14 protein-coding genes are annotated in these 11172 nt (G+C 42.3%); 11 read left to right on the top strand and 3 right to left on the bottom strand.

Annotated elements, in window-relative coordinates:
• Positions 1 to 533: 533 nt before the first annotated feature.
• Entirely contained in the window at positions 534 to 1145 is a 612-nt protein-coding gene (locus ACFFK0_RS15615; RefSeq protein WP_027093155.1) for a hypothetical protein, read from the bottom strand.
• A gap of 19 nt (positions 1146 to 1164) precedes the next feature.
• Positions 1165 to 2349, bottom strand: coding sequence for an RES family NAD+ phosphorylase (locus ACFFK0_RS15610; RefSeq protein ID WP_027093154.1), 1185 nt, complete (start codon positions 2347 to 2349; stop codon positions 1165 to 1167).
• Between the two features lie 637 nt (positions 2350 to 2986).
• Between ACFFK0_RS15610 and ACFFK0_RS15605 the strand changes: the two genes are divergently transcribed.
• The 8 genes from ACFFK0_RS15605 to ACFFK0_RS15570 all read left to right on the top strand — a co-directional run bounded on the left by ACFFK0_RS15605 (position 2987) and on the right by ACFFK0_RS15570 (position 8244).
• Positions 2987 to 3367 carry a hypothetical protein gene (locus tag ACFFK0_RS15605; protein ID WP_027093153.1) on the top strand — a complete coding sequence of 127 codons (381 nt, stop codon included), beginning with the start codon at positions 2987 to 2989 and terminating at the stop codon, positions 3365 to 3367.
• Positions 3368 to 3604: 237 nt separating this feature from the next.
• Entirely contained in the window at positions 3605 to 4282 is a 678-nt protein-coding gene (locus ACFFK0_RS15600) for a hypothetical protein (protein ID WP_051318295.1), read from the top strand.
• Between the two features lie 753 nt (positions 4283 to 5035).
• Positions 5036 to 5572, top strand: coding sequence for an ATP-binding protein (locus ACFFK0_RS15595; protein ID WP_084423317.1), 537 nt, complete (start codon positions 5036 to 5038; stop codon positions 5570 to 5572).
• Positions 5569 to 6615, top strand: a complete 1047-nt coding sequence (locus tag ACFFK0_RS15590; RefSeq protein WP_127607663.1) for a GNAT family N-acetyltransferase — start codon at positions 5569 to 5571, stop codon at positions 6613 to 6615. Before ACFFK0_RS15595 ends, ACFFK0_RS15590 begins: the two co-directional genes overlap by 4 nt.
• Entirely contained in the window at positions 6593 to 6997 is a 405-nt protein-coding gene (locus ACFFK0_RS15585; RefSeq protein WP_027093150.1) for an ASCH domain-containing protein, read from the top strand. The genes ACFFK0_RS15590 and ACFFK0_RS15585 overlap by 23 nt, the downstream gene beginning before the upstream one ends.
• A 177-nt stretch (positions 6998 to 7174) precedes the next feature.
• Positions 7175 to 7378, top strand: a complete 204-nt coding sequence (locus tag ACFFK0_RS15580; RefSeq protein ID WP_027093149.1) for a hypothetical protein — start codon at positions 7175 to 7177, stop codon at positions 7376 to 7378.
• 148 nt (positions 7379 to 7526) lie between these two features.
• Positions 7527 to 7904: a hypothetical protein gene (locus tag ACFFK0_RS15575; RefSeq protein ID WP_027093148.1), complete on the top strand. Its 378-nt coding sequence runs from the start codon at positions 7527 to 7529 to the stop codon at positions 7902 to 7904.
• Positions 7888 to 8244, top strand: coding sequence for a hypothetical protein (locus tag ACFFK0_RS15570; RefSeq protein WP_027093147.1), 357 nt, complete (start codon positions 7888 to 7890; stop codon positions 8242 to 8244). The genes ACFFK0_RS15575 and ACFFK0_RS15570 overlap by 17 nt, the downstream gene beginning before the upstream one ends.
• Positions 8245 to 8522: 278 nt before the next feature.
• Here ACFFK0_RS15570 and ACFFK0_RS15565 read toward each other — a convergent pair whose 3' ends face one another.
• The gene (locus tag ACFFK0_RS15565) at positions 8523 to 9002 is read right to left on the bottom strand and encodes a helix-turn-helix domain-containing protein (RefSeq protein WP_084423316.1); all 480 of its coding nucleotides are present in this window, start codon (positions 9000 to 9002) and stop codon (positions 8523 to 8525) included.
• A 219-nt stretch (positions 9003 to 9221) separates the two neighbouring features.
• On the opposite strand from ACFFK0_RS15565, the gene ACFFK0_RS15560 reads away from it, so the two are divergent.
• From ACFFK0_RS15560 to ACFFK0_RS15550, 3 genes are all read left to right on the top strand, one after another.
• Complete coding sequence (locus tag ACFFK0_RS15560; protein ID WP_164751804.1) at positions 9222 to 10088, top strand: TnsA endonuclease N-terminal domain-containing protein; 867 nt, start codon at positions 9222 to 9224, stop codon at positions 10086 to 10088.
• Positions 10054 to 10257 (top strand): hypothetical protein, encoded by a 204-nt coding sequence (locus tag ACFFK0_RS15555; protein ID WP_079914803.1) that lies wholly within the window; start codon positions 10054 to 10056, stop codon positions 10255 to 10257. Before ACFFK0_RS15560 ends, ACFFK0_RS15555 begins: the two co-directional genes overlap by 35 nt.
• Before the next feature lies 1 nt (position 10258).
• The coding region (locus ACFFK0_RS15550) for a hypothetical protein (protein WP_377471182.1) at positions 10259 to 11172 on the top strand (914 nt) is incomplete at its 3' end.

Here is an 11172-nt window from a genome sequence, read left to right as displayed (position 1 = left end):
TGCTTGGGTTTAGAGACTTACGTTGGGTGTAAATGGAACGAATCTTGTTCAGCAAGCCCTACTTATCGGACAAGAACGTGTCGGCAGCGGTCGACGCTTATTTGATCGGATGAATTTCGATGGCCGTAACCCGTTGCGGGCCTAAACGGCCTTAGTCTGTAGAGGGCATTTCGGGGGAAGTGGACTCAGTAGACAACCACGCACTGGCCAAATCCGTACGTTCTGGATTTCACGAACCCTCACTGACTTTAGGGGCGCCAGCTCCGTGTCCGACAAACCACTTAACCTAAATGAAAATGGTTATTTAAAAATATGTGGAGAATGTTCCCAGCTTAACAACTCATTTCGCTAACGGGTACGTCAGATCAATGATTTTAAACAACTTTATCTCTGACCCGACCTGTATCATAGGTCGGGTTTAATGCATTTTTGGAAACCATAAACAACAACTTTATTAAAGAACATGGATACGAATACGTTACTCCAGTCCTGCTCCGGCTGATTAAATAAGGTACGGGTTTCCTCACCACCCATTAATCCGAGAAAGGAAGGATAAACTCGGTCACTCTATTGTTCACAGACGGGTCCCGGTCAGCGCCCCTGTCATTCAATCGGGATTGAAGTTGCTGCAAATGGGCAAGGGATCGCGGTGGTGTGGCTACCAACATTTCTTCAAACCACTGCGCCGGCAGAGTCTCATCATCTACAAAGTGTGCGCTGGAAAACACCTTATATTGTAAAATCGGTGCCCGTACAATGGATTCCAAAACTCCCTCTTCACTATCAAGATCAAATAACTTATAGGTTCCCTCGGTGGTCAAGCCTCCAAAGATTAACTGAAAGGAGTTCTGCTCATTCCTTAACAGTTCCCGATTTGTTTCTAACCACTGATTAAGCCTAGAATTACGAATAATACCGATCCTCGAAAAGACGGTACTTAGAAACGCTGTTGCATCCATTATGGCTATTGCCGTGTCCGCGGCGCCTGTGATCGAATAGAACCCATTGATCCCTACCGAAAATATTTTTACAGTGTCCTCGTCAAGAACCTGTCCACAGCTACCGTCAGGGGTAAGCCTAGTCACTCGGCGGTCTGCTGTGACCGATAAGAATAAATCTGTCATGACGGCCGAGATAAAAGTCATTTGGAGCTCCCACCTTTTCTTAGTGCCGCTCTTGTTTAAATTCTACGAGTTCCAGCCAACCAGTAAAATCCGGAACTTGATCGGGATGTCGCCACCAGGCATCTGTAACATTCGTCTCTGCCCGCCCGCAGAATAACGCATAGTTCATCTTTCCGGTCAGGCTGCTCTTGTAACGCACCCCATCATAACCGAGTTTCCGGATGTATTCACACAGAATCTGGGTCGGCACATACTCGATTGGGGCCTCCTTGGTTGAAATCGGCCGTGAAACCTCCTCAATAAAATTTTCTACAAAGTGAGAGGCCCAGTTATAGTCATGGTCGTAATTAGGGTCGAAGACACTTCGCACTCCGAGTACCACCTTGTGACTAAGGTCCACGATGGTAAGGTCCAGTTTAGTCCGAAATTTCCCCTGCAGCACCCTGTCCCTTCGCTTCACACGAACTTCCTCCAAGCACGTAGCAATATCCTCCGCTCCGTAAAAGTAGGATATGCCGGATGGATTCATCCGGAGTGGGATCGCCTTATTCCGCGGAGGGGGCCCGCACTCCAAGTGCCGGGTCGCTTTTAACACTCTTCCGTCCCCTGGCTTCATGATCCGTGCACGCCATATGTCCGTGCCCTGAGGCAGCGTCGTAGCCATCCCTCGAATAATCGGTAGGAAACGTGCTAATGCGGATTCCCGGTATGGGGCAGCGCCCATATCGAAGTACCGGCAGATATGCTTCACATAATAAGTAAAATCGGACCAGGAAAGGGTTAGTGGATTATCGTCTCCGGATACAAAGAAAGCATCCTTGAGAACGATGGGAGCGTCACCACCCTCCCATTCGTCATCTGCCCCCTGGGCGATGTCTCTATAGGACGGACCGCTTTCTTTAAACAGGTCACCCAATATCTCCCCAATTTTACCCTTGTTATCCAACTCTTCCGAAAATATCTCTTCCTCAAAGATTAGAACATCCTCAATGGTCGTGGAAATGGATCGCAAGGCATGAAAGGGGACATCATCCCGAGTCGCATTAGTATAGCCGAGCGCAAGCCTCTCTCGAATGAAGTCACCGACATCCCCAACGTCGGCGACCCAGACCTGTTTATTCCCTTTCATGTTACAGTAATCACATTCCCCCTTTTTACGAGCTTTCCGAATGGTAGCCTGGATAAAATCGTTGGTGAAACAGTGCACGCAACATACCTTCGACATAAGGCCCCCCCTTCTTCCATAAATTGTTGGCGTGAGTTCTCAGCTTTATACGGCCTCTGATTTCTTTTCCAGTAGGGTACTGAAGACGATATATATCTTTACGAAAGAGTCTGTTTAACAAGTCACTAATAAGAATTTTATGTATATTTAAAAGACTGGCAGTTCTTTATCCTTCCGCAATCGCTCTTTCAATGACCTTGGACGTTATGGTAAGACTTGGCGTGTCAACGATAGGCTGTGATTCACCTTCAAGGCGCCGAATCATTTCTTCGATTTCCGGTTTATGCTTTCGGCACCGTTCCACATGGTATTCATCGTCCGCGGGGCAATACTCCAAAACGCCGCGCAGAATCCTAGCTTGTGTCGTCAGCTTCCGAAAGAATTTTCATAAACCGTTCCCAATACATTGATTAGGTTCAATATCCAGCCCGTAGTACATAGGGTAGAATTCGGTATGACTTATTTATGAAAAGCCAACAAGATATCCGCCATCAACGCCAACATACCAATTAACAACCCGCATAACATCAAAGTTGGATAACAAGCTCTTCGCCCCATTTAACCGTTTAACTAAATTATATAAAGTGCTATATTTATTGTAAATTTTTTATTTCTATGCGATAGGATGTGAGAAAGAATGAAATCAACCAGCAAAAATATGACCGATGCAGCAATGAAGAAGAGTGAAACTGCGATTCGTCAGGCATTTCATGCTGTGGATAGTGCCGAGTTTACTGCAGAGATAGCCATACATGATAGCGAACCATCGGCCACACTCATTAGTAATGTATCTGTTGAATTCTTGATCGGAAAACTATCCTCAATAAGAATTAGTTGTAAAAATGATAATGATGCAGATATTTACAGAGACAAGGGGCTTTCAAAACGATACTCTGTTGAGCAAGCCAAATTGATGTACAAAGAGTATAAAGACTTCCAGAGCACCTATAAAGAATTAACTGTAAAACCAATTATGATAAAGACATACATTACGATTCGCTTACGAAAGAAGGGGTAGTCATTAATCATATGAAATCGTTACGCTAACGGAGACGTTTGTTCAATGATTTTAAACAACTTTATTTCTTGCCCGGTCCACCTCATAGGTTGGGTTTTCTGCCTTTTTGCGACCTCTTAAACAACTTTACTATCAAATAACATTTTCATCGATATAGTAGTTTGGTTATTGGAAAGGAATCAGATGTTAGATATGATGATGGGAGCAACTTCTGAATAAAGTTAGCGAGGGTATCCGATGCTTCGAAATATACCGTCAATCTCAGCCTTCACTTTATCGCAAATCGAAAAACTCAAAATTGTCATTTCACAAGGTGTGGAACTGGTAACTACACAGTTGGCCTGCGGCCGCTTATCGCTGACAAGCGAAGCCTCTCTTCAACTACATATGGGAATGATCCTTCAACAGATTGGCGATACATACTGTTTTTCTAAAAGCGAATCTTTCCATGTCGCGTTAGAGGTTCCCTTTACTTCGGCAACAACACTTATGAAAAGTAAGACCAAGAAGGCGCTGATCGATCTCGTTGTTACCTTTCAAGATTTGCAGCATCCTGAACAAACTGTGACGGCTGCCATTGAGTTAAAGCATTATCAAGCAAAAAATCAACGTGAACCGAACAATCGATATGACGCGTTCATGGATCTCAATAATCTTGAAGCTTATGTGGCCGCAAAACAAGCTGACATAGGGGCCTTCATACTGATCACGGATCATATTCATTACACCATAAAGCCGAGATCTTTACAGACCAACGATTTTGACCTATCCCATGGTGCGACCTACAAGCATGGAACTGTCCTTACTTATCGCACGGAGAAACCATATGGGGAACCAATTCGGCTGAACCGGGATTATTATTTTGAATGGAAGGAGGCCGGCGATTATTATGAATTGCTTCACTGGATTGAATAGCGATTGCAAATTGGATTGAAACTTAACAAGGTGTGCACCGTTTAGGTGTAAATCCTGCCTCGGCCAATGCAGTGGACCAAGACCTTTTGCTGTCTTTGAAAAATTTGAGAATCGTAGCGGAATGAAGCCGCGACACTTCTTTAGCAGCGTATTGCTGATTTTCCTTTTGATTAATCGTGGTTCAGGCAACGGGAAACGTTAACTCAATAAATAAACTATGCTTCTGACCCGGCGCGTTATCATTGGCCGGGTTTGCTGCATTTTGTGCAACGATTTTAAATCAACTTTATTATGTTGGTAGGCTGGAATGGGGCTTCCAGCGGCTCTTTCATTTCCGACAGTTCCAGAAGGAAGCTCTCATTTAGCGGTTTCTTGGTGAGCGTTGCCCTTATCATTCGCTACAGGCAAACAAGGTTCCATAATGCTTCGAACCCTTTCGAGGGTAAGCAACGTTGACTGGACTGCCCTATAGCAGCTCCTACCTTTGATTGCCATAGACTGTCTCCACCTTCAAGTTAAATCGCTGCCGAATTGGATCAATTCTGGGCAGAGTTCTTTCACGTGCGGGTACTTTCATTAGTCATAGTCGCCGTATCCTATTACTCAGTTAGGATCAACTGACACCATTGTAAATTTTGGCCTTCGATATACGGAATTATTCTTTTTGCTTGAAAACAAGTTTTCCTTAAATGAGATCGGAGGAAATTACTGTAATTTGTCGAAATAGTAGTGCAATAAAACTATGTTTCCGAGGTGAAGTCCTTGATATTCGTTGGTGGTATACACGGTGTCGGCAAAACAAGCTGGTGCAAAGAAAGGTCTGCTCATGCAGGTATAGCTCACTACTCAGCAAGTACGCTAATAGCTCAAGAAAGAAACGATTCCTTTACAAGCGACAAGAGAGTGGATCAAGTTGAGGAAAACCAACTGTTGCTTCTATCCGCCGTGAGGCGTACCCGCGCGTCCCAGAAATTTTTATTAGACGGGCACTTTTGTCTTGTGAACAAAAAGAATGAGATTGAAAGGGTGCCGTACCAAACATTTGCAGATCTTAATCCATCTGGACTAATCCTTCTAAAGGATGCCGTGTGTTCCATTTACGAAAGATTAGGTGCTAGAGATGCTCAGCATTATGACCTTTCATTTCTAGAGAAGTTTCAAAATGAGGAAATAGAGTACGCACAATACGTGTCGGAAAAATTGCATTGCCCTGTTTGTATTATTACTCCGACCGATACGTTTGATTTGAGCGGTTTCGTAAGCGAATGTTTCAAGGAGGGCACCCGATGAGCGGAATACTGGAACGGAAGAAGTTTAGAGAGGTTAATCTGAACGACCCCTTTTTTGATTCTCTTAAATCCGATTATCGGGAATTTGCAGCTTGGTTTGAACGGAAGGGAGATGAAGAGGCATATCTGTATTACGAAAACGGGTTTATTCAAGGCTTTCTTTATTTCAAAGTTGAATCAGGACCCATTACAGATGTAGAGCCCGTCATTACCGGTAGACACCTCCTGAAGATAGGTACGCTCAAAATAAATCCACACGGTACGCGCTTAGGCGAACGCTTTATCAAAAAGGCCGTCGATTATGCAATTGTGATGGGTGTGGAACAGTGTTACGTCACTGTATTTGAAAAGCATAAGGCCCTCGTGGATCTGTTTGAAAAATATGGGTTTTCGCGCCATGGAGTAAAGGTAACAGTAAACGGAACTGAGTTGGTGTTTGTAAAGTCTCTGACCACATTTACGGGCGACATATTAACGGATTATCCTTTGATTTCGATAAAAGGGAATAACAAATACATTCTTTCGATTTATCCTCAATATCATTCCGTCATGTTCCCGGATTCTATCTTAAGAAATGAGAACGTCAACATCCTTGAAGATGTCTCATACACGAATAGCATTCACAAGATCTATGTGACCAGGATGAAGGTATATCCTCTGGTAAGAGGAGATATATTGGTCATGTATCGAACCAAGGATGAAGGAAAAAAAGCAGAGTACAGCTCTGTCGTCAGCTCAATATGTGTAGTGGAAGAAGTCCGTTACCAAACCGAATTTGAAAATTTTGAAGCGTTTTATTCTTATGCCACAAAATATAGTGTATTTGATCGAAATGATTTACAATATTGGTATAACCGAGGCGGGTGCTATACAATAAAGATGACCTATAACGCAGCATTAAGCAAACGATTGATTCGCCAGAAGCTTATTGAGCAGATTGGGATTGACCGCGACATTTATTGGGGCTTCTTTCAAATCACGGATGAACAGTTTGTTCGTATACTAGAAGAAGGTGGAGTACTTGAAAGTATTATTATCGATTAGACCGGAGTTTGTGGAGCAGATTGTAAACGGTAAGAAGCTCTTCGAATACCGGAAGCGGATTTTTAAGAAAGAGGTTGAATCCGTCATCATTTATTGCACGAAGCCAGTAGGGATGATTGTCGGGGAATTTACATTCGATCATATTTTATCGGATACTCCTCAAGCGCTATGGGATCAAACTCACAAGCAGTCGGGAATTTCTGAAGACTTCTTCAAGCAGTATTTTTCAGATAGAGAAACCGGATATGCGATTCAAATTAAGGAATATCGGGAATATGAGACCCCTGTTCAACCTGAAGAGGTTTTTGAACATTTCGTAGCCCCGCAGTCGTATCGCTATGTTGCAGATGAGGAATGGAAGGAACTTCAGTTAGTGTTGTAATGTTGAATGACCAAGCGGCTTCAGCCAAGGAATTCTTTCGGCTGGGGCTTTTATTTTTTGAACATTTCCCGTTAAATCAATGTGAACAGTTAGCCGGCATCGCTGTTGGCAACACTGATATGAAATGGGTTTGGGCTAGTACCTGATCAAACAAAACGAAGCAGGAGTGTGGCTTTAATGAAGCAAAGGGCAGGGATGCTTGAGGATATTTTAATAAGAGTCACTATTGTTATGTTATTTGGTTTTGGTGTAGGGATGATTAGTATTCAGGAGGATTGGAGAAAAGCAATTGAGGCGATCGGTATCGGTACGTTAATGTTAGCGATTTACTTAATGGGCAGAAAGATAGATGGATTCATGAAGGATGATGATGAGCTTTAGGAAGTTGTCTGCGCCGTTTGCATCAAAGGTATATATTTTAAGATTAGTGGGGGAAGGTCTATCACAAAATATCTAAAATACGATATACGTATAAAATATATTATAAGGGATATTCTAGTGATAGAAGAATCTATGAAGGAGTTGTTCTATGGGAATGAATAGACATTTAATGAGAAATGGGTGTGCGAAAGTGACGGCACGAGGCATTATTTTCAAGGGCGCCAGGTTTACGTGCCCAACAGCAATCAGAGATCAGTGGTTCGAAAAAGCTGCCTTTGAGAAAGAGTGGCGGGTAAAGATTGTATATACCCTCAACAAGAATTTATCAGCAATTTACGTCGTAGAAGATAATGGCGACTTGGAAAAGTGCAACCGAATAGATGACAGCAGGACGCCTTCGGATGTTAAACTTCAGCTTTATTTTCAGAGTATTCAGAAACTTAAAGCATTGCGGAAAATGCAAAATAACGAGGCGTATAGAATAAACCGAGATAAGCAAAGGTGGGAAGATGGAAGAATTAATTGAAGATGTCGAACAAATCATCAGCGTTTACAAGTTGAGCATTGAAAGAGAGAAGAAGTACTATGATTACCCGTTCACAAATAACCCGGATCATTATTACAAACTTATGATGCTGCAGAAGACATTAGAGGTTTGGACAATCTGCCTGGGGAAAATCCTGAAGTACAAAAAACATAGATGGGGACCGGTAGAGCCAAGAAGAAGCAAGGAGTTCGCTAACAGGATTAACATCGAAAGGAACGGCGTGCCCGGATTTGTGACTCCATGTACTCTTGACGCAATGTTGACCTTTATGAAGCGCTTAGAGAGTAGAGTCGAACAACTGGAAGGCATCTCTGTATAGAGGGAGGCTCGAGATCTCATGTCTCCCCCTATTCACGATGCGCTTCATCAGATGAAAATGAAACATGAGAATGGAGATGGAACGATGATTTTTAAGATTACAGAAGAGATGCTTCAGAAAATACAAGTTTGGGATTCATGCAAACCTGTTGACGTTACAGGCGCTAAATTCGCTTATACCTTCATTCCCACTGGACTTGGGTTAATCATCGAGGTGCGATGTGATATATGTAAAAGGGTCCTGGATCTAACAGAGGATTGGTGATGAGCTGGCAGACCTTAAAACAGCTGAGAATCCTGATCCATATTGGACTGAGAATTAAGCGGTTCTTCTATAACCCCGCAAGCATCTTCGTTGCTTCTGGTAAGAATGGCTTCAATAATGGTGGCGATCAGTTTCTTATCTTTAGGGGCAATTTCATTACCATCTACAGTTAGTGGAATACCAGAGCTTAACAATTTAAGGAGATCCCATGTCGATCCTTTCACAAAAGAATAGTCAATTGCAGGCATCAAGGAGATTTGCCCGAATGGGTCCCGAAAATGTGGTTCGGGAAAATTGCTTAACCCAAGCAAGTAGTCTGCCGAAACCTCAAAGGCATTAGCTAATGCGGTAATTTGCTCTGGGTCTGGATTTCCTTTGTTGCGTTCCCAATTAGAAATAACGTGTTTCGTTGTGTCGATCTTTCCGGCGAGTTCTTCTTGAGTCCACCCTCTAGATATACGCGAGGTTTTAATTCTTTCTCCTAATATTAACATAAATCCCCCTACCCATAATCTGCTTAACTGAATACAAAACTGAACAGTAAAGTGAACACTTTACTTAATGGTAACATAATACGTTGGAGTTGTAAATTAATCGACTAAATGGTGTTGACAAGTCGATTTAGTATCGTTTATCATCAAAGTCAATCGTAAATCGTTTTAATGCGTTGCGATTGTAAATAAAAAATCTATAAATTGATGGAGGAGTTGTTCATGTCGAAAAGACGTCGGCGCACTACAGCAGCAACAATTGAAAGGTGGATTAAGGAAGGGCGTGGTATTGGGCATTTTGCGGAATATAAGCCTTGGTTAACCATTCATGATGTTCCATCCCATGGGGTTGTAACGAGAGTTCGGGGTTGGAAGAGTGGACGATTACACCATTATTTGTCGGAGCATTTTGAATTAGCTCATCATTATCAAATGGAGTGGGCCATGGACGTTGTTGATATTAGGGAGCAATATCCTTTGTTGCCTTTAGAAAAAACACTGTTCATTGCACAAAAGCTGGGCATCAGACATCCAATTGATCCGAAGACCAAGCATCCCATTGTAATGACCACAGACATGTTATTGACCGTAAGGTCAGGTGGAGAACTTAGGTTTATAGCTCATTCCATAAAGCCATCGGCAAAGTTAAATCGAAGGGTATTAGACAAGCTTCAAATAGAAAAGTACTACTTCAAAGATCTGGATATTGAATGGCGGCTGATTACTGAAAATCAAATCAATTATGATCTGGTTAAAAACGTGGAATGGTTGCATTCGGCCAAAATTTTGGATGAGATGGCGTATCTAAATAATGAACTGGTTTATAAGTTGGAGCCTGTACTATACGAATCGATTGTTAATATAGACAAGCCGTTAGCCAAAATCACCTTGGACCTTGATGCAAAGATGGAATTACCAATGGGGACCAGCATGAATGTTGTCCGATATCTGATCGCTAATCGCTTGTGGGAAGTTGATATGAGTCGTCGAATTCTTCCTACACAAAAACGATTAGAAGTACGAGTGAATCATTTTCAAAACTGGAGGGCTGGCCATGAAAATAATCGTATTAGCATCTCTAGAAGATAACGAGGCTACATTAAAGTCTGTTTTAGAGTCCAAATTAATAAAGGAAAGCCAGACGATTCAAGCGATCAAAATAGATCAAACAATAGCTGATATATGCGTAATTAACTCGGCCAATCCTAATGTAATTACAAGACCTATCCTAACCATTATTGAAATTGGAGGAGAATAAAATGGAGCTATTTATCAATACTCTGCTTGAAAAGAGAGACGCGGAATCAAAGCTTGTTGATTGCGAGAGGGTCCTGTGGCTGAATCAGTCGGAGGATTGTGCCGTTACCATTTCTATTATAAAAAAAACCGGGGTTCCTGAGTTTAAGCGTATCTCATCTATTGAACAAGAGCTTATTGAAGGGACGATGATTAAGCGCGAGCATGACCCATATTCCAGATTTATGGTTTCGGAAGAACTTCTAACCCCAAAAGAAATTCGCCTTAGAGATGAAGCCTGGGAATGTATTAAAGACATAGTTGAACTGGAGCCTAACATCTACAATCCAAAAGAGCGGTATGAAATCATAAAGAGCGAGGTGGAAAGAACCGGTAAGGGAAAAAACCTTTACTATAAATACTTACGCTATTACTGGACTGGGGGGAAGATGGTGAATGCTCTACTTCCCAGATTCAGAAAATGCGGGGGGAAGGGCAGTAAGAAGAATCCAACTCAAAAGATGGGCAGACCCAGAGAAACCAGCATTTCTGTAGATCCCAAGTTAAAAGGAGTCTTAATAAGTGAGGGTCATCGAAAAATATTCGATAAGGCTATAAGAGATGTTTATTTAAAAATAAATCGAAGGGACTCCGTGAAATATACATATATTGAGATGCTAAAGAATCATTATAAAATTGATACCATTAAGAAGGGGAAATATGAGATCCCGATAATACCTCCAGGACACGATGTACCAAGTATTGCTCAATTGCGATATCACATTCGAAGGTATTATACCAAGCGCAAGCTGCTAATCGCCCGAGAAGGCGAGGTTACATTCAATCGTGATTTCAGGCCTTTGCTAGGATCAGAAACTAGGAGTCTGTCCGACGAATTGAGTTTTAGTGAAGCCTCTACCGTCGTAGATTCGGATTT

The sequence above is a fragment of the Paenibacillus chartarius genome (genome assembly GCF_042432825.1).
Taxonomy (GTDB): domain Bacteria; phylum Bacillota; class Bacilli; order Paenibacillales; family NBRC-103111; genus Gordoniibacillus; species Gordoniibacillus chartarius.
This window is presented reverse-complemented; position numbering and strand designations above follow the sequence as displayed.

What these genes read in the sequence shown, in the direction of transcription:
- ACFFK0_RS15580 (WP_027093149.1), top strand. Translation starts at nt 7,175, where the DNA reads ATGAAGCAAAGGGCAGGGATGCTTGAGGATATTTTAATAAGAGTCACT.
- ACFFK0_RS15555 (WP_079914803.1), top strand. Translation starts at nt 10,054, where the DNA reads ATGAAAATAATCGTATTAGCATCTCTAGAAGATAACGAGGCTACATTA.
- ACFFK0_RS15570 (WP_027093147.1), top strand. Translation starts at nt 7,888, where the DNA reads ATGGAAGAATTAATTGAAGATGTCGAACAAATCATCAGCGTTTACAAG.
- ACFFK0_RS15575 (WP_027093148.1), top strand. Translation starts at nt 7,527, where the DNA reads ATGGGAATGAATAGACATTTAATGAGAAATGGGTGTGCGAAAGTGACG.
- ACFFK0_RS15610 (WP_027093154.1), bottom strand. Translation starts at nt 2,349, where the DNA reads ATGTCGAAGGTATGTTGCGTGCACTGTTTCACCAACGATTTTATCCAG.
- ACFFK0_RS15565 (WP_084423316.1), bottom strand. Translation starts at nt 9,002, where the DNA reads ATGTTAATATTAGGAGAAAGAATTAAAACCTCGCGTATATCTAGAGGG.
- ACFFK0_RS15560 (WP_164751804.1), top strand. Translation starts at nt 9,222, where the DNA reads ATGTCGAAAAGACGTCGGCGCACTACAGCAGCAACAATTGAAAGGTGG.
- ACFFK0_RS15615 (WP_027093155.1), bottom strand. Translation starts at nt 1,145, where the DNA reads ATGACTTTTATCTCGGCCGTCATGACAGATTTATTCTTATCGGTCACA.
- ACFFK0_RS15600 (WP_051318295.1), top strand. Translation starts at nt 3,605, where the DNA reads ATGCTTCGAAATATACCGTCAATCTCAGCCTTCACTTTATCGCAAATC.
- ACFFK0_RS15590 (WP_127607663.1), top strand. Translation starts at nt 5,569, where the DNA reads ATGAGCGGAATACTGGAACGGAAGAAGTTTAGAGAGGTTAATCTGAAC.
- ACFFK0_RS15605 (WP_027093153.1), top strand. Translation starts at nt 2,987, where the DNA reads ATGAAATCAACCAGCAAAAATATGACCGATGCAGCAATGAAGAAGAGT.